The following is a 23,472-nucleotide window of genomic DNA, read 5'->3' as shown; positions in this document are numbered from 1 at the left end:
CTAATAAAACAATATAGTTAAAATTTGTTTCCCAGGAAACAATATTACTTTATTTTTGTTTCCTTGTCAACATTTTGCACAATTTAATTTATGGTTTAGCTCCATTAATCCATATAAGATAACATACGAGGAATAAAGCTATAAGTGTAGGAAATGATATAATAAGTAAACTTTTTGAATTATACAAAAGATTAAATATCATACCTAATTTTTAGAAAATGGACTTTTGAAAGGAATAAAATAAATGTTTTTAAAAGTAGAAAATTTAAAGAAAAGTTACAAGACAGCGGATGTAACTACTACGGTTCTAAAAGGTGTGAAAATGAATTTAGATAAAGGTGAGATTGGAGTAATACTTGGTCCCTCTGGCTCCGGCAAGTCAACCATTCTTAATATTTTGGGTGGAATTGACAGATGTGATTCTGGTATTATCTTTGTGAATAACATTGAAATTACTAAATTAAATGATACTGAGCTTACAAGCTACAGAAGAGAAAATATAGGTTTCATATTTCAGTTCTACAACTTAATACCTAATCTTACTGTAGTAGAAAATATAGAAATTGTTTGAAACATAAGTAGGTCTCCATTAAATACTGACGAAGTTTTAAAAGCTGTAGGTTTGCTTGATAAAAAGCATAGATTTCCCAGGGAATTAAGCGGCGGTGAACAACAAAGAGTTTCCATTGCAAGATCAATAGTTAAAAATCCAAAACTTTTGTTATGTGATGAGCCCACTGGTGCACTTGATTTTTCAACCTCAAGAGAAATATTGAAGCTTCTTCAGAAAATTAACAAGGATTTTGGGTCAACCATACTTATGATAACACATAATAATGCAATCAGTGATATGGCTAATAGGGTTTATAAAGTAAGAAGCGGAGAAATCGTAGAAAGCATAGTTAATAAGACAACTATGCCTGCGGAAAGGATTGAGTGGTAATGGTTATAAATAAAAAAATTAAAAGAACCATTCTAGAAAACAAATCTCAATATCTTGGTTCCTTATTGCTTATTATTTTTAGTTGCCTTCTTTTTACAATGTTTAATTTAATTTCAATCAACTTGTCTTATCTATTATCTTCTTTTGAAAGAGACTATAAGCAAGAAGATGCTAGCTTTATTATCAGTAGAAAATTAAATAACATTGAAGCTCTGGAATCAAAGTTTAATATGAGCATAGAAGAAACAAAATCGATTGATTACTCTGTATCAAAAAATAAAATACTGAGAATATTTAGAGAAAATACTAAAGTTAATATACCTGCAATAATTGAAGGTAAAGCTCTAAGTGACATGAATATTCTTATTGATCCATCTTATGCAAAAGCTAATAAATTAAACATCGGTGACAATATAAAAATATATAATCAAAATTTCACTATTTCTGGCTTCATGTCTCTGCCAAATTATATATATCCATTAAAATCAGAATCAACTATAATGAATGATCCAAACAGTTTTGGCATAGCAGTAATGAAAAAAAATGACTTCGACATTTTAAATAAAGGCAGCATTTCTTATTCTATAAGATTTAATGGAGATAGAATCCTTTTAGATGATAGAATATCTCAATTTAAAGATTACTTAATAACAGAAAATGTTTTTATACTTAGCTGGTTGAATGTCACCGACAATCCAAGAGTAACCTATATGACTGCCAAACTTGCCGGGATTGATGAGATGAGTTCATCTATGCCTATAAGTATACTTCTTCTTACCTGTATTCTAACGGCAATTATAATGTGGAGAATGCTAAAGAGAGAAGCTGTTATTATAGGAACCCTTTATGCGCTGGGTTATAGAAAAAGAGAGATTATAAAACATTATCTTTTATATCCTTTAATTATCTCATTATTAGGTGGTGTACTTGGAACCATACTTGGAATCATAACCTTAAAACCTATGATTACATATTATGTATCATACTTTAATATACCTGTAAGTTCTTTAAGCTTTAATATAAATTACGTTATAATGAGCATCCTGCTTCCAGTAATCTTTTTAATTACCTGCAGTTATTTTGTTGTAAATAAATCACTTAAAGATTCACCTGTAGAACTTATGAAAGGTGTAAAGAAAAAGAATAAGGTTAGCTTCATAGAAAGAAGTTTAAAACTTGATAATCTAAAATTTAATACTAAATTTAAAATAAGAGAACAGCTTAGAAGCATAGCAAGAAGTGTATTTCTTTTACTTGGCATTATTATGGCAACTATGTTGCTTTTAATGGGCTTTACAGCAAAGAGTTCTATGAATTATTTAATTAAAAATTCTTTTAGTGAAGCATTTAAATATAATTATCAATATGTATTTAACTCTATTCAAAATGGCAAACCAGAAAAAGGTGAGGCTTTCTCTGAAATACCATTTTCATTAAAATCGGATAGTAAGCTAACTTTTACAGTGTATGGTGTAAGTCCTAATTCTCAATATATTTCCTTTAAGGACAAAGCAGGAAGTATCCTAAAATCAGATAAAATTATTATAACAAGACCCTTGGCTGATAAACTTAATATAATACCAAAGAATACTATTAAACTTATTAACAGGCTGGACTCAAAAGAGTACAATATAACAGTTGATAGTATCGCCGAAACTTATGTAGGTGAACATATTTATATGCCCCTTGATAAACTTAATGATATGCTGAAATTTCCATCTAGCAGCTATATAGGCCTATGGAGTAAAGAAAAGCTTGACATCCCAGAGAATAAACTACTGGCTACTGTAACAATTGATGATATGAGAAATGCCTTTAATACAATGACACAACCACTTCAGGCCGTTATAGCAGGTATAACTTTTATATCTTTTATAATTGGACTTATAGTTATATATGTTGTTACTTCCATTACAATAGAGGAAAATAAGGAGAATATCTCCCTTATGAAAGTCTTAGGCTATAGAAACAAGGAAATTTATTCTCTAATTCTAAACAGTTCCTCCTCTATAGTAGTAATTGGTTATATTTTAGGAGTACCACTGCTTCTTGCATCCATGCGTATCCTATTCAAATCAATAACCAAAGACATGAGTGTATCCTTCCCCGTAACTATAAATTACATTTATGTTTTAATTGGTTTTGTTATAATATATTTAACCTATGAAATATCAAAGTTATTAAGCAGAAGAAAGATAGATAAAATTTCTATGACAGAAGCTTTAAAATCTCCAATGGAATAAACTTCTTAATTTAAGCCAATCTCTTTTAAAATTAGAGATTGGCTTAAATTATACTATTCTATTCTGACATGTTACCCTCAACATAAAAATCCACATCATTTATAACTTATTATAGACATCTACAACCTTTGCCACATAATCTTCTTCTCCAGATTTGGCCAACACTACAATAGACTGATTTTCACCTGGTATCTCCACTCGATATGCCTGTGCTTCGTCCCTATCAAAGTAGCTATCTCTATTAACATTTACTTTTTTTCTATTTGCAACCCCATAATCCTCTAGTATTCCTGCAACCCTATTCTCTAAATCCCCTGTTGGACATTCAAGTATCTTAATTCTATTAATAGCTTTATCAATTCTTCCCATTTTTTTATCCTCCTATAGATTAACTCTACTTTGTATTATGTCCCTTTACTTTTTCTTAATTCTATACTAATAATTTGGTTATGATTTTGCTCATATGTTATAATTAACTAATAATAGAAAAATAATACAATTAGTATTTCTACTCTTAACCGTTACTCCATAACAGAACAAGATATTTGATTCCCATCAATGGCTTTTACAAATTGCCATAGCAGTATTAGGGCAGATAAAACAAATATTAACAAGGGAGGTATAACAATGATAAAGGAGAATTTTATTAAGTTTTTTAAGCACTATATTAGGCCTTGGAAAAATTCCCTAATAACATTGATAATTTCTATGGTGGTTGGCTTCTGTTTCGGACTAAAATTTTCTGAAGGATTCAATATTGAATTCTATAAAGATGATGGACAAGTAGTATTATTAATTTCTATTGGTATTATTTTGATTACATATGTATACATTTATTATAGGCATAAATGTATAATGTCTCATATAAATTTAGATATTGATACTACATCTTTTAAATATATTTTTTATTCACTGTCCTTTTTCATTTTTGCCTTATACTATAATTTAAACAAAGAATATTTCTTTAAATCATATTCTTTAAATGGGTTTGGAATTGCCCAATCCCAATATATATTTATAATAAACTTCATTGGATATTTTATAATTACTACCATAGTATACTCTATTATTTTTAAAGAATATTCTATTAAAAAGATAGGAAAGGATGGAGTAGAGTTTGAAACAGAGAAATCCATAGCTGAAATACAAAATGAACTTATTAACCAATATGTAACCATAATAGATGACTTTTCGAAAAACATGTGTGATATTGATAAATTAATGACAGAATTGGAAGATGATAATTTGGTAAGAGATGATTATACTCTTGAAGAATTTATCATTTTGCTCGATGGATTTTTAAGTTTATTTATATGTCAAAATACAGACTTAAGTATTGTTGTAATTCCATATAGTAAATCGGATGAATTTTTAACAAATGAATTATCCTATAATGCTTTTGTTCTAAAAAAAGTAAAAACAAATATGCAGAATAATTATGTATACGCATATGAAAACAAGATATTTGTAAAATATTATGTCAGCTTGTTTGGCGATTATATTACGGTTATTATTGATTGTTTAAAAACTTATCCAGCAGGCTTAGGAGAATTATTATATTCATATATTGTTGCTTTAGAGACAAGCTACTCTAAACACCTAAGAAAATTGAATAATTGAATTATGGTGAAAAAAAGATAAAAAAACTTCAACACTTGACTAATTATGATATTGATTATAAAATAACAGTTAAATAGAGGTGGGAATATGGCTAAAAAATTTGATATTTTAAGAGAAATTGCAATTACTAAAGATCAACTTAAAATTAGTAATAAAAATGAGCAATATTTAAAATCAGATAGAGTTATTAACCCAGCCGTTCCTAAAAGAGCAGGTATAGATGCTACAGAAAGGGTTAATCGGTTATATTATAAATTTATTAAAAGATAAACATTCAATGACCGTGTTTTTTATTCATGGTCTTTTTTTTATTTATTCATTTTGACGGCTTTTATGAATATACTATATTTAGTAAATACTTAATATTAAGGTGATACTTGATGAAATTGAAAAATATCCATATTCTTCGTACTATAGCCGCTAAAAAAGAAGCTGATCCAGATAATCACAAAACACATTTAAATGTGAATGCAATTATAAATCCTCCTATCCCTCGGAGGTCTGGAGAGGACATTACAAAAAAAGTTAATAAACTATATTTAAAATATTTCAAACAACATTGCTTATAATATAGCAAACTCCTCCCGGCAAATATCCGGGATTTGTTTTTTTATACAACTATTGCTATGTTATAATTATTTTATACTCACCTGATAATTCTAACAGTTTAATATAAATTTTATTTATAATTATGGAGGAAAAAATGAACAATAAAAATAAAGGAAAAGTTATTTTATATTTAATGAGACATGGACAAACTATTTTAAACAGAGCTGAAAGAACTCAAGGATGGTGTGATGGAGTTCTTACTAAGGAAGGACTTGAAGTAGTTTTAAATACTGCCCTCGGACTAAGTGATATTAGATTTAAAGCAGCTTATAGTAGTGATTTAGGTAGAGCAATAAAGACTGCAAAAATTGTTATAAATGAAAATAAAGCAAGTACCAATTTGCACTTAAAGGAACTTGAAAGCTTAAGAGAAGTACACTTTGGTAAATACGAAGGTGAACTTGAAAAAATAATGTTTAGAGATATACTTGCTTATCTTAATGTAAATTCTATCGAAGAAGCAGAGGAACAATACGATTTCCAAAAAGAATACTGTAATTCATGTTGCGCTTTAGATGAAACAAAACAGGCAGAAAATTATGATAAAGTAATAAAAAGAGTTATGAAAAGTTTAAAGGATATATGTATAGAAAATTCCGGTAACAATATAGAAAATGTACTTGTAGTAGCTCATGGAGGAATAATTAGATTAATTATTGATCATTTAGATAAAAGCTTTAATATAAGACATATGGATAATTCAAGCATATCAAAAATTATATATGAAAATGGAAGCTTTAAAGTCGAATCTATAAATGATACTAGTTATAGTGAAAAAGGTAAAGCTCTAAAAAGAAAACTTCGCTAATTTCGGTTAATTTTTACAGTTAATTACCGACATTAATTATATACCAACAAATCATATACCAACAATTACATTAAAGGAGGTGTAAAAATAGATTTGTATATAAATAATTCTTATAGTTCTTCTATAACATCAGAACATAAGAATAAAAATAAAGATGCAGAGAAATCACAAAAAAAGAAACAAATTGCATCAGAAAAACAAGGAAAATATTACTGTACATATGTAGTCGGTGAAGACGGTAAAAAAGTTTTATTAAATAAAATTCCTATTGCTCAAGTGAAAAAACAAAAAGTTCTAGGAAATCCAATTGAATCTGATAAAACAAAATCCTGTGACTATAATGTAGTAAAAAATGATAGTACAGCTTTTGAGTATAAGCAACAAATGCACATGAACGCAAATCACAGAAAAAATCTACAAGAAGTAATGAATATTCTAAAAGAAAGCGTAGGAATTCCAAACACTTCAAACAAACTTTTGGGATATTAACCTTCATAAGTTCCAGCATAACAATAAACTTGCCGCTAAAACGGCAAGTTTATTGTTTAGAATTTTACATATAATTATTCTTTTAAAGGGTTTATTTCTACATTGTAATAGTATTCTGTACCCTTTTCAATCCAGCCTTTATTTTTCCAATATTGATAATCTGCAAAATCCTTTTCTGAACCATAAAAAGCATACTTTTGAAGCTTGCTAATATATTCTTAGCAAAATGAAATCACTATCTACTTATACATTTCCAATATTTTATGAGGAATGGGTTTAGACATCAGCCATATAACATATGCTTGAAATAATAACGGCGATATTATAATTGGCAATGATGTATATATAGGATATGATGTTATAATTATGTCAGGTGTGAAAATTGGAGATGGCGCAATTATTGGAACCAGATCAGTAGTTACTAGTTATGTTCCACCCTATACTATTGTTGGCGGAATACTAGGAAAAACTATGATATAAAAGAAAGGCTGTGCAAAATGAATAGTATAATTAAAAATTTATTAGCTGATAAAAAAATTAAGATACCAAAGCATATTGCCATAGTTTGTGATGGAAATGGTAGATGGGCTGAAATGAAAGGTTTTCCTCGAACTTTTGGTCATAAAGCTGGTACAAAACCAATTGAAAATATTACTAGAGCTTGTTCTAAATTAGGAGTTGAAGTACTCACTTTCTACGTTTTTTCTACTGAAAACTGGAATCGTTCAGATCAAGAGGTAAATTTTTTAATGAAACTTTTTACAGAATTCTTCATAAAATTACGTAATGAAGCTAGAAGAAATATTAGGGTAAAACATATTGGCATAACTGATAATCTTTCTTCTGAATTAATAAATGAAATTAAAAAAACGGAAACCTCAACGGAAAATAATTCAGGTATGCTATTAAATATTGCACTAAATTATGGAAGCCGCTGTGAAATAGTAAATGCTACAAAAAACATAGTCCATGATATAGATATGGAAAATATTAATGCTGATAAAATAAACGAGGATTTAGTTAGCAGTTACATGTTCACTTCTGGGTTACCTGATGTCGACTTAATTATTAGAACAAGTGGCGAAATGAGAATAAGCAACTTTTTGTTATGGCAGTCTGCAAAAGCTAAGTTATGGTTTACTAAGGACTTTTGGCCGGATTTTAAATATGACCACTTAGAGGAAGCTATTAAATACTACAATAAAGTAAAAGGTTGTGAAATCATATGATTAGTAAACGAGATATGAAATTTAGTAAATTTATAAGCTTAGTCTTAAGGCATAAACCTGAAACAATAGGATTAGATATGGACGAAGAAGGATATGTAAATGTGAATAAACTTATTGAAGGCATGAATAAAATTGGTATGGCTATTACAAGACAGGACTTAGATAGGATAGTTGCTGAAGATAATAAACAAAGGTATTCTTATGATTTGTCTGATGATAGAGATAAAATTAGAGCTAACCAAGGACATTCTATCAAAGTAAATCTTAATCTAAAACCAGTGTCCCCTCCTGCAGAATTATATCATGGGACAGCTAAAAGATTTCTTAATAGTATTCTTAAAGAAGGTATAAAAAAAGGCAATAGACAATATGTTCATTTATCCAAAGATATTGAAACAGCTATTAAAGTTGGTGTTAGACATGGAGAAGTAGTAGTGTTAAAAATAGATTCCTATAATATGGCGAAGGATGGTTACACTTTCTACTGTTCAGAAAATAAAGTTTATTTAACAGATTATGTGCCAACAAAATATATAACGTGGTAAAAAAATTCTAGTAAGTTCAAAAGATAGGAGTGTCCTATCTTTTTTATTTTATATGATTTTTTCTGAAGAATCTTCTGTATTTCTTTTATACCTATACACTAATTAGCTTAAATTTTCTTCTCTAAATATATTAATATTTTAAAAATACTCTCTCCTTCATAACATCTTCATAGGGTTGTACTAATATTAGATCATAAATTTAAAGGAGGTGAACACCTATGAATATGACACATTATATGTCTTTATTAGCTGATAATCAACCTTGGAACTTACTTATTTTCATGGCCATACCTGTAATATGTGCTGAAACTCTTACTATAACAGAGTTCTTCATTATATTTAACAGGACACAGCGAGGTGGTTTAAGAACCTTAAATAAATTTGTAGGAATTTTTGATGGAATATACTTTACAGGCATATTTATTTATCTTCTTATAAATGCAGTAATTCCACTTACTATGACTGGTGGATGGCATACCTGGGTAGATGTAGTTGCCGTAGGATTTTATTTAAGTGGAGTTGTTTTTCTTCTTCCAATGGCATTAATGGAGCTTGGAATAATATTCAAGAACAAAACAGATAACCAAAAGATGAAAATTCATTTTATTCTTGTTGGTGGATTCCTTGTAGTTGCACATATTGCCATGATTTTTGGTATGATAAATCCAGAAATAATTAATAATATGAGTACAATGCCAAATAATATGTAGTTTATTGTATAAGGTTTAAGTAATGTTTTTACAGTTTCAAATTCTAAAGTAACCAATTTATAATATTACACATTATGCATATTTAGATTCACAACTAAAAAATAAAGTAATTTATAAAAACACCACAAAATTCAAAATTGAATAATGTGGTGTTCAATAAACTTTATTTTAAATTAATAACTTTATTTTCATTTTTAATTTTATTTACAACTCCTATATTAAAAAGGTATTGTGATTCAGCAAATGGAGTCATCTTAATTTCTTCCTTTGATATGGCTTGTGATTCTGGTAGCTCATATATTCTTCTATGCCAATACAAAAGTTCAAGTTTCTTATTCTTAGCTTTTTTCTTCTCTTCATCATCATTTTTCGTATTTTGTTTTTTTTCATTTTTCCATTCTGCACATGCCATAGTTTCAATTTCTCCATCATCTCTTACTATTACCTTATACTCGTATATCGTAGCATTACCAAATCCCTCTGGAATAGCGGCCTTCTTGATTTTTTGTAACATTTGCTCTGCGTATTTAGGATCCTTTTCCATCCTTTCTAATACCTTAGGTGAAACAGTTACACTATGACTAAATCCCGAACAGCAAACTGCCTTATTCTTCCATTTTTCATAATACTTTTGTACATCTCTAGCGGTCATAGATTTTATCGTTACTGCTGTGTTAGGATAACAACTTTTAATCTCATTAAGATATATATCAGTATTTTTTGCATTTTTAAGTTGTGTTGCAAATAAACTACTATTAAGATCTTTATAGTTTATTTCATTGGAAGATTTGTGTGTAGAAATACTATTATTAATAAATGAAGAATTTATAGAATTTAAATTAGTTATCATAATATTACCCCCAAATATAAATTTACGCTATAAATTTAATATCGTACAATAATACAATAATATTACTTAAATGTAAATATAAAATATAAAATATAACCATATAAAATTTTGCTATTTTCATTTAAATAATTAAATATAGTATATATTTAATTACTGTACATTGCATTCCGCGATAACAAGTACCTCTTTCTTTTCCATTAACTATTTATTATCTTATTCTAAGTCTCCTCCCATACATTTCATTCCTCAATAACAAACACCCCTTTGCCATAATTTCCCCATAATATATGCTATAATTAATTCACGATAGTTAAATATTATGAATTAAAAACTAACTTAATATATTATAGTTATTAAAAGAATGTTTATATTATGAGAGGTGTGGGAGTATTGAAACAGAGAGATATTTTATTCAAAACAGAAAAAAACATTTTTAGTTATAGAGTTGCAGGAATATTGATAAGGGACAGAAAAGTTTTACTTCAACGACCAATAAATGATACTGGCTATTCTTTTCCCGGTGGTCATGTTAGTTTTGGTGAAACTAACGAAGAAACTCTTATAAGGGAATTTAAAGAAGAAATATCAGCAGATATAAATGTTCATGGTTTGCAGTGGGTAGCAGAAATATTCTTCCCTTGGGGGGACAAACCTTGTCACCAAATATGCCTATTTTATCGTATTTCACTTTGTGATGAGACACAAATAGCATTAGGCGGTACCTTTAATGCCATTGATGAATTAGATAAAATGAATATAAATTTAGAATTTTCCTGGATACCATTATCTAAGATTAAAGACATAGATTTATATCCTGCAAAGGCTAAAGAAAAATTATTAACATTATCAGATAAAATTGAGCATTTTATAGATAAGTAATAATGTTTATTTAAAGGTGAATCTTACAATAGCACACAAACGTATATATTTAAAATAAAAAACTGTTAGGAGTGATAACTTATGATAAGAAAAGCAGTTATAGAGGATATAAAAGATATTATGGAAATTATAGGGCTAACTATTGCCGAAATGCGCTCTTATAGCAATACTCAATGGGATGAAAACTATCCTCGGGAAAAAAACTTTTTAGATGATATTAAAGAAGGAAATTTATTTGTCATAGAAAGAGAAAGAACCCTAGTTGGTTTTATGTGCATAAATAAAGTAGCACCAGTTGAATATAATGGATTAAACTGGTCATTAAATGAGGATACTATGGTTATTCATAGAATGGCGGTTAACCCAGATTACAGAAGGATGGGAATTGGAAGTGAATTAATGAAATTTGCTGATGAATTCGCTTTATCAAATAATATAAGATACTTAAAAACTGATACTTATTCTATAAATACAAAAATGAATTGCCTATTTAAAAAATGTGGCTATAACATTATTGGTGAAATGAATTTTTTAGGAAAAGAAAAGCCATTTTATTGTTATGAAAAATTATTAAATAAAGACTGTATTTTATAGTGCAGTCTTTATTTAATAAACAATAATATATATGCTTCCTTAATTATATATAGTTTTTTCAAACCATTCTCTCCTATATATTTCACTAAATGAATTGCATTAGCCCTACCCATTTAAAGATTACTACAAATAGTGTGTATTATAATATTATTATAATACACATGGAATATAATGTAATAAGAGCATATTGGTACTCTATATAATTAACTCATAGTACTAATCTATTGGAGGCATGATAAATTGAGAAAAAAGTTACTTATTTTAATTGTCATAATGGTATTTATAGTTACAGGTTGCTCAGGCAAAAACATTACTAAATACAACTATAATTACAAAGGAGAAAATAATCTTTGGACTGCAGAATATAAGGTAAATGGTACAAGTACATTTATTGAACAAGGCAATAAAATTTATTACGATTCGGATTCTAAATCAACATTAATAGTAACTTATAAGAAAGACCTATCAGATTTATCTTCAATAAAGCATTTAGTAATATCTTATGAAAGCAGTGCCGGAAATGGAAATTTAAATCTTAAATTTGATCATTATCCTCCAAATAAAAAAACTTATATGATTGAGTCTGGGGGCACAGGAAGGGCATTAGAAAATACAAATGAAATAATAAAAGTTACTATAAATATTGATGGAAAAGCACAGACAATTAAATTAAAAAATGTACAGTAATTTTTATTTGTGTCACAGGATTAGTTTATTTAATTATAAAAGCATTCAACTTTAGAAAGTCTGAATGCTTTTTACTCTTACCTCCCCATAACTTCCTTCAAAATATGTTATAATTACTCTATAATAGTATTAATTTTTCTAAATAACTTCATTCTTATATCCCCTTAAAATTTATTGCATTACATAGCAATATCATTACAGTATATAATTACATTTGTGACAAAATGAGTATATTTTTTATACAAAGTATATTTATTGTAAAAAAGACTTTAGGTTCTTATTCATTAATTCATAATAATAAAACATAAAGGAGAAAATTAAAGGAATGCATTATTTTACTAAAAAATGGTACGAATTGTGTCAAAAGACCAATGCTCATTTAATTTTAGAGGAGGAAGAAAAAGCAGCCTCTTTTTCTGATGAATATTTTCAACAATTATACAATGAAAAATTGACAGAATATCTAGCTTTACAGAAGAAAATTGCCTCATGCACTTTTGATGATATTTATCCTAAAGAAATGAGTGCAGAATATTTTAATGATAATATGTCCCAAAGAGAAATTGAGTCACTAAAGGCTTCATATAAAACCAACCGAGAATTAGCAAAAGAAAATTATGTTTCACCTGAACCTTTTGACTCAGAAAAATTATCAAAAAAATTTTATGAAACATTTATATATAAACAACAATATATTAAAAAAATATTACCAAAAGAAATATTAGAAAAAATATTAGATATTAGAGTTTATGTATTGGACAAGGCATCTAATGAAGTAATAAAAGCTGTAACTGAATTTTGTAAAGCTAATGAAACTTCAGTAAAGAAAACATTCAAAGAATATGAAATTTACTATAAAAAAGCATTGAAATCATTTGATGTAAATATAGTAGAAAATTTAAATTTCCATGATTGCACTATTGTAGATATAAAAAAAACAAAACAGTGTTTATCAATACTATTTGATAGCTCAAATGGTTTTACAGATATAAATGAAATTCAATTTAATAATTTTAAAATAATAAAACAAGATGGCTTACTTAAAAATTCATGGTGGCTTTATGATGAAATATATAAAATAAATAACAAATATGAATTACATGTTTTGCTTCAAAATAAAAATATGGGTTTAGTAGAATTTATCATTTCTGCTGAACACATTTTCTTTAAGCACAATAAAGAAATAGATTAAAAATATATTTATAATATTAAAGGAGGTGTCTTTTTGGTTAGTTCTACATCAATAATTTCCATGACAATATCCGCAATTGGGTGTTTTTTATTCCCCATAATTATGTTTATATACTTTAAAAAGAAAGAAAAAATAACTTTAAAACCTGTTATTGTAGGTATAGCTGTTTTCTTTGTATTTACACAAATACTTGAAAAACTTCTTCATATGTTTGTAATAAAAAATAATTTAATTCCTAATCCAATATTATTTTCCATATATGGAGCCTTGGCAGCAGGTATATTTGAAGAATCAGGTAGATTCATTGCTTTTAAAACAGTTCTTAAAAATAATCATGAATGGAAAGATGGCCTCGCTTATGGAATAGGTCATGGTGGCATAGAAGCCATACTTATAGGTGCTATTACAAATATACAATATATAACATTTAGTAATTTAATAAATAATGGATCATTTGATAGTGTAATAGGATCAAAAGTTCCTGCTTCACAGATATATCAGCTTAAACAGTTAAAAGAAATGCTAATACAAGCATCTGCTAGTAATTTTATAATTGGCTTTGCAGAAAGAATCTTCTCATTTGGAATACACCTAGCATTAACAATGATAGTTCTATATGCTATAAAATATAGAAAAAATATATACTTACTTATAGCAATATTGGTACATGCATTAATTGATTTTCCTGCTGCATTATATCAAATGAAAATAGTAAACTTATTTATTGCAGAAGGCATGATAGTTATATATTTTATAATATCTCTAATATTCTTATCTAAAACCAAAAAAATTTTTAAAATATGATAAACACAAAAATACTTGGTTAAAGCCAAGTATTTTTTATAATAATTTTATTTTAATTTATAAAATTATAGATTATAGTTAACAATTATATTAAGTGTAGAATTAATTTTAGCCAGTATTCTTTTCATTTATATAATTGGTCTTTTATAAGATATATAAATTTATAAATGTTAATAAACTTTAAACATAATCTATATCTTAATATGTTGTTATGTAAATGTAAACTTTTTATATAATTAGATTCATATTCCACAAAGTTTGGTATACTATAAGTATACAGAACATTCAAATAAATTTTAGGAGGAAGTTTTATGTATAAGGAAGTTTGGAACAAGTATATGAAAGGATTCAAATTCTTACTACCATTTATTTTAGTACATGTACTGTTTCAAAGTACTAGTCTTAATCTGAACCTTAACCAATATACTTTCTTGGGGGGAAGTTTCACAACCTTCGAGCAAACGATAGCAAGTAATTTTGTACCAATTCTATTTATTTTATTTGTAGGTTCATTATTTTACTCATTTTTAACTGTAGTTATAAAAAAATTAATAAATGGTGAAAATATAAATTATATAGAAAGTTTTAAAGAAAGCCTGAATATCTATTTGAAATATTTGGGATTAAATATAATTCTCTCTACTATTACTTTAGGCGTAATTCTACTAGGTTTCTTAAGTATATTAATGTCAATTGCATTTATTTTAATGATATATCTTAGCATAGTATTTACTCCATGTGAAGCATACTTAGTATACAATAACACAAGACCAGTAACATCTCTAAAACAAGGAATAGCAGTTGGTAAAAAACATTCTGGAGAAATAATATTATTATCATTTATGCTATGTGTTATATTGAGTATAATTGCAGCAGTAACCTTAAATTTTAAAACTAATGTTATAAGTGAAGTATTCCTTAACTTCATAACCACATGTGCATCATTTTATGTATATACTTTTGCTATGACAATTTGCAAAAAAGAAGAAAGAGTAGAAGCGTTAACACTAGAATATTAATCTATTAATTAATAAGATGAATAGTGAGGATTTGTATTATGAATTTTCACTATCCATCCTTTATTTATCATGTTTTTTATTAAAACTTTAAGCTATTTTTTATAACAACTTCATATAATCGTTAAATACTTGATAGCCTAAGGATTACTCACATAACTTTATCCCTATCTTGACAAATATGTAAACAATATGATATATTACTTGTAATCATCGGAGGCAAATTACTCTTGAAGTGATAAGCCGGATAAGATGGTAGGCTGGAACGCCTACTCTCTTTTCCGGCTTTTTTTGTTTTTTTAAATTGAAAGGAGGAAATCAAATGAATAACAATCAAAGTTTTACTGAAGGAAAAATCTTATCACCTCTATTACGATTCGCCATACCTGTGCTGCTTGGAATTTTTCTGCAAACCTTGTATGGTGCAGTAGATATGCTCATAGTAGGACAATTTAGTGATGCCGCCAATGTTTCTGGTGTATCTACAGGCAGTTGGATCATGCAAACAATGACAACGGTAATTGTAGGACTTTCCATGGGAACTACCATTATGCTCGGTCAAAAAATTGGCGGAAAACAACTGGATGAGGCAGGTGATGTCGTTGGTGCAAGCATATATCTATTTGCTGTTATAGGTGTGACTATTACTGTAATCATGCAGTTTCTTGCAGCTCCCCTTGCGAGTATCATGCAGGCACCTGCTGAAGCATTTGATAGTACTGTTTCATATATCAGAATCTGTTCTGCCGGCTCAATCTTCATAGTTGCCTACAATGTTTTGGGGGGGATTTCTCGTGGTATAGGGAACTCAAAAATTCCGCTTTTAACGGTTGCAATTGCTTGTGTTATCAACATTACAGGAGATTTGCTATTAGTGGCCATTTTTGATATGGCAGCCACAGGTGCAGCAATTGCCACGACTCTATCACAGGGGATCAGCGTTATATTATCTGTCATAATCATTAAGCGTCAAGATTTACCCTTTGTATTCAGCATGAAAAATATTAGCTTCAAGAAAAGCATCCTTCAACAGGTAATAGAACTTGGATTTCCTATTGCATTTCAAGATTTGCTTGTTTGTATTTCATTTTTGGCGATCACTGCTATTGTCAATTCCTTGGGTGTTATTCCATCAGCAGGTGTTGGGGTTGCCGAAAAAATATGCGGCTTTGTGCTCCTTGTTCCATCCGCCTATATGCAGTCTATGTCTGCATTTGTAGCTCAAAACATTGGGGCGAAAAAACCTAACCGTGCAAAAAAGGCATTGCTCTACGGTATCTTAACTTCAGTTATCGCAGGCGTTTTCTTGGGATATTTCTCATTTTTTCATGGGGATATTTTAGTAGGGTTATTTGCAAAAGACGGTGCGGTTATCACCGCTGCTGTAGACTATCTAAAATCATATGCAGTTGATTGCCTGCTGGTTTCATTCTTGTTCTGCTTCATAGGATACTTCAACGGCTGCGGCAAAACAACCTTTGTTATGATTCAAGGCATTGTAGGCGCTTTTTTGGTGAGAATTCCTGTTTCATATATGATGAGTCGTATTGTGCCGGTTTCACTATTCAAAGTTGGACTTGCTACACCGACATCTACCTTGTTGCAAATCATTTTATGTGGAATCTATTTTGTGATGATAAGTAAAACTTCAAATAAGGGTTTAGCGTAAATTGTGAATAAAACCATTGGTAAGCAAAGGATACAGTTAATTCGTGTTATGGAGATTACGACATATTTTAAACATTACTGCATAGCCTTAACTCTATTTTCACTTATATATATGATATTCTCACTACAGTTGCAGTAAAAATATAGAATATTTTTTTAAGAGAAATCTAAGAATTTTTTAATATAATTTTAATCTTAATTGTTTATTATTTATAATATAAAAAGCAAATGGAGGTAATAAATGTGTAAAGGAAGTGATTGTATGTATTTAAATATTTTAAGGAGAATAAATATATTTGATAATTATATCTTATTAGTTATTAGAAAGTATTTACAAAATAAATATTTAGATATATTAATGCCTATAATAACAATCATGGGAAACTTAGGATTAATTTGGATTTTAGTAGCTTTTGGTTTATTATTAAATAAGACGTATACAGTAATTGGACAAATAGTTTTAATAACATTAGTTATAAGTACAATTATCGGTGAAGGGGTGGTGAAACATTTAGTTAGACGTATAAGACCATGTAATTATGTAAATGACATTAAACTTCTCATAGCAAAGCCTGTATCCTACTCATTTCCGTCAGGACATACATTATCTTCTTTTGCTGTTGCAGAAGTTTTATCAGTATATTTTAATGAATATAGTTTTATTTTTATAGGTATAGCATTTTCAATCGCTTTATCAAGGTTATATTTATATGTTCATTATCCAACTGATGTTATAGCTGGAATTATATTGGGACTTCTATGTTCGAAGTTAGTTTTTATAATTTTACAAGGAGGATATTTTCAGAGGTTTATTATAGTATACAAAAGCATATAAATAGAAAGGATATTTTAGATATGAATATGGAAATTTTTAGATCAATAAATAATTTAGCAAATAAAAATTCAGCTATGGATGGAGTGATGATTTTCTTTTCAAAATATGTACCATACATATTTATGGCAATTATTGCATCAGTATTTTTTCTAGGTGTTATTAAGAAGAATGAAGATTATAGAAAAGTTTCTGTAAACACATTTATTATCACAGTAATTAATTTAATACTAAGTTTTATAATTGGAAGCATATATTATGTAGATAGACCATTTGTACACAATAAGGTTAACTTGCTTATTCCACATGATGCCAATGCGTCTTTTCCAAGTGACCATTCTACAGGGACTATGAGTATAGCTTTAGGTTTAGAAAAATACAATAGACTACTTGGAATAATAATGACAATAATATCAATAATTGTAGGTTTTTCAAGAGTATATGTTGGCAATCATTATCCTTCAGATGTTATTGGTGCATATATTATGGTGTTTATTACAAATTATCTATATAATTTAATCTTAAAAAATAAAGTTGAAAAACTTTATACAAAAATTGAAAAGTTATTAGCCAATACCTTTAATATTTCTATTTTATCAGATTAAATGTATAAATAATGTTTATGGTGGATAGTTTTAAATGAGGTTGATCAATATTTTATTAGAGGTTTATCATGTATAATCTAAAATATCATAATAATTAACAAGTGATAAATAATGCAAGGTTATTCATCACTATATGACTTTAGATAATATATTATAATCAACGTCACCTTAACTCTCCACCAAAATAAATATTATTAATAATATTTATCTTCAACTGACAAGTGCTTTAGCTATAATCAATATTAATAAAATAATTATTAATCATTAAATCTTTTAATGTAACTGTTTAATGAACTGATATATACAAACAAGAGTTAACATAAAGAAAAAAAGTACATCTACAGCAATTCTTCTATTTTCTTTTTCATTTCTAGAACTTTTACATTTTAAATAAATTAACACTAAAAACAATAAGGCTAATCCAGATAAAACAATTCTAAATATAGTAAGATATACTTTCATCTCTTCAATAGTAATTATAAAAGACAAGATAAAAATAAGTGCATATAATATATAATATCCTTTCTGATCTAAAATATCTTCCTGTAAATCATATAGAAATTGATTACTCATAAAAATATCCCCCTATTACCTAAATATATGGTTTTAATAAAAAAATCTTTTAGGAATTTTAAAGCAACCTATAAGTAAAAAAATAATTGATGTTGCAAAAAAAGGAAAACCCAATTCATTATACTTTCCAAATATAAATATTAAGCTAGTCAATAAAAAAGTTAGAATAAAAATTAATGTTAAATTCATAAAATTTTTAGTAGATATTTGCTCTTTCTCTTTGTTTAAGAAATTATTCTTTAGTTTATTAAAAGATCTCATTTTATCCAAGCTAGGAATATATAAAGATGTAGCACAAAAACATGCAAAAAACGAAGGGTATTTGTTAAACATAAAAATATTTAATAAATACAGCAAAAATATTGGAATAGAAAGTATTAAAACTAATTTTGCTACTTTCATAATTTTCCCCACCCTTCTATCATATAACTTACTTCTTGTCATATATAATCAAGAATGCATCTAATAGACATAACTTTTTATTATCTATTATCAATCATATAACTATTTGAAATAAGATCATATACTTATTAGTTTATTAGTCCATATTATGTATTAAATTGCAGTATTAATGCTAGCAGTTACTATCAATTGATTTATTTTCCCTTTTAATCACAAAATAATAATTATTATAAATTGTATTGCTTTATGACATATCTATGAATTATTTTCTCATAATAGTTATTGCAAGTAAGCTAAGGATTACTATAGATCCAATAATATTTATTCTATCTATAATCAAATCTATTTTTTTATTTTCATTTTCTACCTTTCTAAAAGTATTAGTTCGTAATATACTAGCTAAAATAACTGAAAATATAATAAAAACAGTCATATAATTATTAGAATACAAACCATATACACCTATAAGCATTGATATTAAAGACAACAATTGAATAATCTTTTTGCTGAAATATAATTTTTTCATAAACTTCTTTTTCCCCCATTAAATTTTATTTAAAAGTAAGTGATTATTATTTATAAACAAAAATATATATATAATCAATATTAATATTACGTTTTTTAAGAATAAAATCTTTTAGGGAATTTAAAATGCCCCATAAGCATAAAAATAAATGATGTTGCCCAAAACGGATACCCTAAGTCAGTTTTATTAATTAATGAATATACTAAAATGATAAATAAAAAAGTTAGAACAAAAATTAATATTAAATTTATTAAATCTCGAGTAGATAGTCGTTTCTTTTCTTCTTCTACGATATTATTTAGTAATTTTTCACAAGAGTTTATTTTGTGCAAGCTAATAATATATGTACCTGAACCACAAAAACATCCAATAAACATAGGATATTTATTAAATAAGATAATATTTAACGAATAAATTATTAAAATTGGGAAAAGCCATATTAAAAATACTTTTATTGTTTTCATGATTAAAACCTCCTATGTCCATGTATATAACCACAAGTTCAACCAATTGAACCGTGATTATCTTTTTCATAATGCCATGCTTTACACTATATAAGAGGGAATACATATGCAAAATGTTTCAATTTATCTTTACTTTTTTTACTTAATATTATTTACAAGCTATTTCTACAAATTCATTAATAAAATCAAAAAAATTCCCCTATAGGATAGATTTATTTATAGTTATCCTATAGGGGATTTTCATCTAATTATGGATTATGAACTTTTTCATTTAGTTTTATTTGATATAAAAAAGTATATCATATTTTCCAACATAATACATTCAGTAAGAATTATCAATCCCGAGGAAAGGCTATACTTATCTGGAATAATATTAATAGGTATTAGCATAACTACTAAAAAGATAATAACAGTTATTATCCTTAATTTGAGAATTGATTTATTTTCTCTTTTAATCTCAATAATAAAATATGATATACAAAAGAATAAAAATATTATACATATGTTTAAAGGTGAGCCTACTGCAAATTTAATTTTTTTAGTTATAAGTGAAATATTAAAAATACCAATAACTAATAACAAGAAATAATTATTTTTAAATATGTTTTTTATCATTATCTATCAATCCCTTTAAATTATACATACTTACTTTGTAGAAATATTTGTTGCGCCAGAAGGTGGAAAATCTGCATATGGATAATTAGACCAGTGAAACAAAATAGTAGATCTTGAAAGCTCATTATCATCAACAACTGTTACAAGCTCACCACAATGAGTTCCATTATCAATCTGCTTCCACGCACTAGAACTTACCAAATACTCAGCTATTGAGCAAGTGGCAAATATAGCTCCATATCCATAAGGAATAAACGCAATCCCATATTTGCTAAGTTCACCAATAGAATTTACTGTTGATGAATTTCTATATTTTTGAGTTTTATCTTTATCCATATAAATTCTTAACACAGAAGCTGAACTAATTTTATAAGCTACACTCATTCCTTTTGGTGCCCAATACCCACCTGAAGATCTCGCGGATCTCAAGCTCATAGTATCATTTTCTCTAGCTTGAAATTCTGATTCAACTATATCTTTATATATGTTGTAACGATCTAACTTCCCTTGTTTTTCCAATTGTTTATATACATCAGATAAAATTTGTTCTTTCTCAACATTCAATCTATTTGATACAGCTTGTTCACCTTTCTCTGATACGTTTGTGGACTTAGCATACACACTTGTAACTCCTAAATTATAAGCTATTAAAACTCCACATAATGCTAATGACATAACTTTTAATTTTTTATTCATGTTCCATTCCCTTTTCCACATTTGTTAATTTTAACATGTGGCCACATGCTTTACACTATATAAGAGGGGACAAACATACAAAATGTTTCAAAAATCTATTTTTGTTTTAGTAATTATTAACACATCAATTAGATAATATATTATTTTATATATTAGAAAACATGTTAAATTATATAGCCTCAACAATAGCTTCATTAATGGTATTTGTAAAGTAGCAGTTATTTAAATAATAATTATTTATAAGTAAATACATATAATATTGATATTAATAGCAATATACCTAATACTATACCAATGATATTAAAGACAGAATCTATTTTTTTATTAGTATAATTTATTTCTTTATAAATTCCTGTTTTTTTAATTATAAAATCCATAATAAATACTAGCACAGGAATATAATAGCCCATAAAATTATTATTTATAATAAAATATATACTTAATAGCAACAATAATAAATCAATTATACGGAAAACTGTTTTTAAAAAAATGTATTTGTTCATATACAATCCCTTCCTTTTTTAACAATTTATTAATTTTAACATGTGGACACATGTCTTACACTATATAAGAGAGAACAAGTAGCTAAAATGTTTCAAAAATTTATAAAAAATATCATAACAAACAATAAAATCAAAAGAAAGAAAGTTATTTTCAATGCATTTAAATTATTTAATAGCTTTAAATTTCTATTATGTGAATTTATTAATCTTAAATATAAATTGTAAACACACTTAATGTTATAGCATCTATACATAATATTTCAGTTTTATATACTTCTCCAGTTAACTGTTCTACCATAAAATATGCTATTATATATTATTTCTAAACATATAAAAACCACCTGTAGATTCTTACTATTGAAACTTATTAGCATACTAATTAAAGCTACAGCTATAAAAAATATTAAATTAAAGTCTTATTTTTAATAAAAATTAAAGATTTTAAATATTAATAAAGTACTGCTTAAATCAGAGGAAGTTTTAAAGGGTTAGCATTATGAGTAAAAATAAAAAGCGCTTCTTCTCAAAAAGAAACGCTTTTTATTTTAGATTTATTGAACTAAATCAACTATTCTTATTTGTTAAATCCATTTATAGCCATATGCATAACCAGGAGTCCAACCAATAGACATATGGTTATCTTCTCCATAGTACCATGTTTGTTTCCATTGTACACCATAGTTATGTGCAAATGTAGCAATTCCGCCAATTATAAATCCTGCAGCTCCCATTACAGCACCAACGGTACCTAAGCCTAAAATTTTAACTAGTGCTTTTGCAACTTCGCCTTTAGACATCAGAGCTATAGTGCCAGCTGATCCAGCTGGTACTCCTAAAGCAAAAGCTAAATCTGATATTGTAACAGTTAGAGTTAAATCATAAGTTTTCCCAATTTGAGGGTTAGGCGGAAATGGACTTTTATTATATGCACGACTGGATCTCCTATTTAAATTCATGGAAGATGCATAATCTTTTTGAATATTTTCAGATAATTTATTTGGTAATTTTAGAGGTGTACCTAATTTTTCTGATTCTTTTAAATACAAATCATACATTTCATTTTCTGTAAAACCGAGTTCAATTAATTTATCATAATAAGTATCACTAGAAAAACAATTTTTAAAACTTTCTTTAGAATCAATAGATTCAGTTGATACAGCTTGTTCACCCTTAACTGGTACATTTGTAGACTTCGCATAAACACTCGTAACTCCTAAATTAGAAGCTATTAAAACTCCACATAATACTGATGACATAACTTTTAATTTCTTATTCATTTTCCATTCCCCTTTTCCACATCTCATTATTTCAACATGTGGCCACATGCTTTACACTATATAAGAGGGGATAAACATACAAAATGTTTCAAA

At 27.2% G+C, this 23,472-nt stretch carries 27 protein-coding genes and 2 pseudogenes; 20 read left to right on the top strand and 9 right to left on the bottom strand.

What is annotated here, in order from left to right:
• The first annotated feature begins 244 nt into the window (after positions 1–244).
• Positions 245–943: pseudogene (locus T514_RS24485) on the top strand (ABC transporter ATP-binding protein).
• Entirely contained in the window at positions 943–3,186 is a 2,244-nt protein-coding gene (locus T514_RS0111650; RefSeq protein ID WP_027624937.1) for an ABC transporter permease, read from the top strand. The pseudogene T514_RS24485 and the gene T514_RS0111650 overlap by 1 nt, the downstream one beginning before the upstream one ends.
• A 99-nt stretch (positions 3,187–3,285) precedes the next feature.
• On the opposite strand, the gene T514_RS0111645 is transcribed toward T514_RS0111650, so the two are convergent.
• Positions 3,286–3,555, bottom strand: a complete 270-nt coding sequence (locus T514_RS0111645; RefSeq protein WP_027624936.1) for a hypothetical protein — start codon at positions 3,553–3,555, stop codon at positions 3,286–3,288.
• A gap of 258 nt (positions 3,556–3,813) precedes the next feature.
• Here T514_RS0111645 and T514_RS0111640 point away from each other — a divergent pair, with 258 nt between their 5' ends.
• The 8 genes and pseudogenes from T514_RS0111640 (at position 3,814) to T514_RS0111600 (ending at position 9,196) form a co-directional block, all read left to right on the top strand.
• Entirely contained in the window at positions 3,814–4,806 is a 993-nt protein-coding gene (locus tag T514_RS0111640) for a hypothetical protein (protein WP_027624935.1), read from the top strand.
• Positions 4,807–4,893: 87 nt separating this feature from the next.
• A complete protein-coding gene (locus T514_RS0111635) occupies positions 4,894–5,076 on the top strand; it encodes a hypothetical protein (protein WP_027624934.1) in 183 nt (60 codons plus the stop codon).
• A gap of 433 nt (positions 5,077–5,509) precedes the next feature.
• Entirely contained in the window at positions 5,510–6,223 is a 714-nt protein-coding gene (locus T514_RS0111625; RefSeq protein ID WP_027624932.1) for a histidine phosphatase family protein, read from the top strand.
• 93 nt (positions 6,224–6,316) lie between these two features.
• Entirely contained in the window at positions 6,317–6,712 is a 396-nt protein-coding gene (locus tag T514_RS0111620) for a hypothetical protein (RefSeq protein WP_242850596.1), read from the top strand.
• 315 nt (positions 6,713–7,027) lie between these two features.
• A pseudogene (locus T514_RS27690) lies at positions 7,028–7,168 on the top strand (acetyltransferase); the annotation flags it as partial.
• Positions 7,169–7,209: 41 nt separating this feature from the next.
• A complete protein-coding gene (uppS, locus tag T514_RS0111610) occupies positions 7,210–7,941 on the top strand; it encodes a polyprenyl diphosphate synthase (RefSeq protein WP_027624930.1) in 732 nt (243 codons plus the stop codon).
• Positions 7,938–8,486 (top strand): RNA 2'-phosphotransferase, encoded by a 549-nt coding sequence (locus T514_RS0111605; protein WP_027624929.1) that lies wholly within the window; start codon positions 7,938–7,940, stop codon positions 8,484–8,486. The genes uppS and T514_RS0111605 overlap by 4 nt, the downstream gene beginning before the upstream one ends.
• Positions 8,487–8,704: 218 nt before the next feature.
• Positions 8,705–9,196 (top strand): DUF6803 family protein, encoded by a 492-nt coding sequence (locus T514_RS0111600; protein WP_027624928.1) that lies wholly within the window; start codon positions 8,705–8,707, stop codon positions 9,194–9,196.
• Positions 9,197–9,359: 163 nt separating this feature from the next.
• Here the strand turns inward: T514_RS0111600 and T514_RS0111595 are convergent, their stop codons facing one another.
• On the bottom strand, positions 9,360–10,046 hold the full coding sequence (locus T514_RS0111595) for a DUF6033 family protein (RefSeq protein WP_027624927.1): 687 nt from the start codon (positions 10,044–10,046) through the stop codon (positions 9,360–9,362).
• 390 nt (positions 10,047–10,436) lie between these two features.
• Here T514_RS0111595 and T514_RS0111590 point away from each other — a divergent pair, with 390 nt between their 5' ends.
• The 9 genes from T514_RS0111590 to T514_RS0111550 all read left to right on the top strand — a co-directional run bounded on the left by T514_RS0111590 (position 10,437) and on the right by T514_RS0111550 (position 18,323).
• A complete protein-coding gene (locus T514_RS0111590; protein WP_242850595.1) occupies positions 10,437–10,925 on the top strand; it encodes an NUDIX hydrolase in 489 nt (162 codons plus the stop codon).
• An 81-nt stretch (positions 10,926–11,006) separates the two neighbouring features.
• Positions 11,007–11,519: a GNAT family N-acetyltransferase gene (locus T514_RS0111585; protein ID WP_027624925.1), complete on the top strand. Its 513-nt coding sequence runs from the start codon at positions 11,007–11,009 to the stop codon at positions 11,517–11,519.
• A gap of 240 nt (positions 11,520–11,759) precedes the next feature.
• A complete protein-coding gene (locus T514_RS0111580; RefSeq protein WP_027624924.1) occupies positions 11,760–12,206 on the top strand; it encodes a hypothetical protein in 447 nt (148 codons plus the stop codon).
• 325 nt (positions 12,207–12,531) lie between these two features.
• Entirely contained in the window at positions 12,532–13,398 is an 867-nt protein-coding gene (locus T514_RS0111575; RefSeq protein ID WP_027624923.1) for a DUF4085 family protein, read from the top strand.
• A 33-nt stretch (positions 13,399–13,431) separates the two neighbouring features.
• The gene (locus tag T514_RS0111570; RefSeq protein WP_051542020.1) at positions 13,432–14,202 is read left to right on the top strand and encodes a YhfC family intramembrane metalloprotease; all 771 of its coding nucleotides are present in this window, start codon (positions 13,432–13,434) and stop codon (positions 14,200–14,202) included.
• 311 nt (positions 14,203–14,513) lie between these two features.
• Positions 14,514–15,221: a hypothetical protein gene (locus T514_RS0111565; protein WP_027624921.1), complete on the top strand. Its 708-nt coding sequence runs from the start codon at positions 14,514–14,516 to the stop codon at positions 15,219–15,221.
• Between the two features lie 319 nt (positions 15,222–15,540).
• Positions 15,541–16,887, top strand: a complete 1,347-nt coding sequence (locus tag T514_RS0111560) for an MATE family efflux transporter (protein WP_027624920.1) — start codon at positions 15,541–15,543, stop codon at positions 16,885–16,887.
• 261 nt (positions 16,888–17,148) lie between these two features.
• The gene (locus tag T514_RS0111555; protein WP_027624919.1) at positions 17,149–17,721 is read left to right on the top strand and encodes a phosphatase PAP2 family protein; all 573 of its coding nucleotides are present in this window, start codon (positions 17,149–17,151) and stop codon (positions 17,719–17,721) included.
• A 20-nt stretch (positions 17,722–17,741) separates the two neighbouring features.
• Positions 17,742–18,323, top strand: coding sequence for an undecaprenyl-diphosphatase (locus tag T514_RS0111550; RefSeq protein ID WP_027624918.1), 582 nt, complete (start codon positions 17,742–17,744; stop codon positions 18,321–18,323).
• A 273-nt stretch (positions 18,324–18,596) separates the two neighbouring features.
• Here T514_RS0111550 and T514_RS0111545 read toward each other — a convergent pair whose 3' ends face one another.
• The 4 genes from T514_RS0111545 to T514_RS0111530 form a co-directional block, all read right to left on the bottom strand.
• Entirely contained in the window at positions 18,597–18,896 is a 300-nt protein-coding gene (locus T514_RS0111545) for a hypothetical protein (RefSeq protein ID WP_027624917.1), read from the bottom strand.
• 33 nt (positions 18,897–18,929) lie between these two features.
• The gene (locus T514_RS0111540; protein ID WP_027624916.1) at positions 18,930–19,298 is read right to left on the bottom strand and encodes a hypothetical protein; all 369 of its coding nucleotides are present in this window, start codon (positions 19,296–19,298) and stop codon (positions 18,930–18,932) included.
• A gap of 262 nt (positions 19,299–19,560) precedes the next feature.
• The gene (locus T514_RS0111535; protein ID WP_027624915.1) at positions 19,561–19,824 is read right to left on the bottom strand and encodes a hypothetical protein; all 264 of its coding nucleotides are present in this window, start codon (positions 19,822–19,824) and stop codon (positions 19,561–19,563) included.
• A 95-nt stretch (positions 19,825–19,919) separates the two neighbouring features.
• On the bottom strand, positions 19,920–20,288 hold the full coding sequence (locus T514_RS0111530) for a hypothetical protein (RefSeq protein ID WP_027624914.1): 369 nt from the start codon (positions 20,286–20,288) through the stop codon (positions 19,920–19,922).
• A gap of 250 nt (positions 20,289–20,538) precedes the next feature.
• Between T514_RS0111530 and T514_RS0111525 the strand changes: the two genes are divergently transcribed.
• On the top strand, positions 20,539–20,877 hold the full coding sequence (locus T514_RS0111525) for a hypothetical protein (RefSeq protein ID WP_027624913.1): 339 nt from the start codon (positions 20,539–20,541) through the stop codon (positions 20,875–20,877).
• A gap of 56 nt (positions 20,878–20,933) precedes the next feature.
• Here the strand turns inward: T514_RS0111525 and T514_RS0111520 are convergent, their stop codons facing one another.
• The 3 genes from T514_RS0111520 to T514_RS0111510 all read right to left on the bottom strand — a co-directional run bounded on the left by T514_RS0111520 (position 20,934) and on the right by T514_RS0111510 (position 23,379).
• On the bottom strand, positions 20,934–21,599 hold the full coding sequence (locus T514_RS0111520; RefSeq protein ID WP_027624912.1) for a hypothetical protein: 666 nt from the start codon (positions 21,597–21,599) through the stop codon (positions 20,934–20,936).
• Between the two features lie 233 nt (positions 21,600–21,832).
• Positions 21,833–22,102, bottom strand: a complete 270-nt coding sequence (locus T514_RS0111515) for a hypothetical protein (RefSeq protein WP_027624911.1) — start codon at positions 22,100–22,102, stop codon at positions 21,833–21,835.
• Positions 22,103–22,683: 581 nt separating this feature from the next.
• Positions 22,684–23,379, bottom strand: a complete 696-nt coding sequence (locus tag T514_RS0111510) for a hypothetical protein (protein WP_027624910.1) — start codon at positions 23,377–23,379, stop codon at positions 22,684–22,686.
• Between the last annotated feature and the right edge of the window lie 93 nt (positions 23,380–23,472).

This window comes from Clostridium lundense DSM 17049 (assembly GCF_000619945.1).
Lineage (GTDB): Bacteria > Bacillota > Clostridia > Clostridiales > Clostridiaceae > Clostridium_AO > Clostridium_AO lundense.
This window is presented reverse-complemented; position numbering and strand designations above follow the sequence as displayed.

What these genes read in the sequence shown, in the direction of transcription:
- T514_RS0111525 (WP_027624913.1), top strand. Translation starts at nt 20,539, where the DNA reads ATGGATTATGAACTTTTTCATTTAGTTTTATTTGATATAAAAAAGTAT.
- T514_RS0111550 (WP_027624918.1), top strand. Translation starts at nt 17,742, where the DNA reads ATGAATATGGAAATTTTTAGATCAATAAATAATTTAGCAAATAAAAAT.
- T514_RS0111515 (WP_027624911.1), bottom strand. Translation starts at nt 22,102, where the DNA reads ATGAACAAATACATTTTTTTAAAAACAGTTTTCCGTATAATTGATTTA.
- T514_RS0111650 (WP_027624937.1), top strand. Translation starts at nt 943, where the DNA reads ATGGTTATAAATAAAAAAATTAAAAGAACCATTCTAGAAAACAAATCT.
- T514_RS0111585 (WP_027624925.1), top strand. Translation starts at nt 11,007, where the DNA reads ATGATAAGAAAAGCAGTTATAGAGGATATAAAAGATATTATGGAAATT.
- uppS (WP_027624930.1), top strand. Translation starts at nt 7,210, where the DNA reads ATGAATAGTATAATTAAAAATTTATTAGCTGATAAAAAAATTAAGATA.
- T514_RS0111645 (WP_027624936.1), bottom strand. Translation starts at nt 3,555, where the DNA reads ATGGGAAGAATTGATAAAGCTATTAATAGAATTAAGATACTTGAATGT.
- T514_RS0111555 (WP_027624919.1), top strand. Translation starts at nt 17,149, where the DNA reads ATGTATTTAAATATTTTAAGGAGAATAAATATATTTGATAATTATATC.
- T514_RS0111635 (WP_027624934.1), top strand. Translation starts at nt 4,894, where the DNA reads ATGGCTAAAAAATTTGATATTTTAAGAGAAATTGCAATTACTAAAGAT.
- T514_RS0111520 (WP_027624912.1), bottom strand. Translation starts at nt 21,599, where the DNA reads ATGAATAAAAAATTAAAAGTTATGTCATTAGCATTATGTGGAGTTTTA.
- T514_RS0111600 (WP_027624928.1), top strand. Translation starts at nt 8,705, where the DNA reads ATGAATATGACACATTATATGTCTTTATTAGCTGATAATCAACCTTGG.
- T514_RS0111565 (WP_027624921.1), top strand. Translation starts at nt 14,514, where the DNA reads ATGTATAAGGAAGTTTGGAACAAGTATATGAAAGGATTCAAATTCTTA.
- T514_RS0111605 (WP_027624929.1), top strand. Translation starts at nt 7,938, where the DNA reads ATGATTAGTAAACGAGATATGAAATTTAGTAAATTTATAAGCTTAGTC.
- T514_RS0111560 (WP_027624920.1), top strand. Translation starts at nt 15,541, where the DNA reads ATGAATAACAATCAAAGTTTTACTGAAGGAAAAATCTTATCACCTCTA.
- T514_RS0111595 (WP_027624927.1), bottom strand. Translation starts at nt 10,046, where the DNA reads ATGATAACTAATTTAAATTCTATAAATTCTTCATTTATTAATAATAGT.
- T514_RS0111575 (WP_027624923.1), top strand. Translation starts at nt 12,532, where the DNA reads ATGCATTATTTTACTAAAAAATGGTACGAATTGTGTCAAAAGACCAAT.
- T514_RS0111545 (WP_027624917.1), bottom strand. Translation starts at nt 18,896, where the DNA reads ATGAGTAATCAATTTCTATATGATTTACAGGAAGATATTTTAGATCAG.
- T514_RS0111530 (WP_027624914.1), bottom strand. Translation starts at nt 20,288, where the DNA reads ATGAAAACAATAAAAGTATTTTTAATATGGCTTTTCCCAATTTTAATA.
- T514_RS0111535 (WP_027624915.1), bottom strand. Translation starts at nt 19,824, where the DNA reads ATGAAAAAATTATATTTCAGCAAAAAGATTATTCAATTGTTGTCTTTA.
- T514_RS0111510 (WP_027624910.1), bottom strand. Translation starts at nt 23,379, where the DNA reads ATGAATAAGAAATTAAAAGTTATGTCATCAGTATTATGTGGAGTTTTA.
- T514_RS0111625 (WP_027624932.1), top strand. Translation starts at nt 5,510, where the DNA reads ATGAACAATAAAAATAAAGGAAAAGTTATTTTATATTTAATGAGACAT.
- T514_RS0111540 (WP_027624916.1), bottom strand. Translation starts at nt 19,298, where the DNA reads ATGAAAGTAGCAAAATTAGTTTTAATACTTTCTATTCCAATATTTTTG.
- T514_RS0111640 (WP_027624935.1), top strand. Translation starts at nt 3,814, where the DNA reads ATGATAAAGGAGAATTTTATTAAGTTTTTTAAGCACTATATTAGGCCT.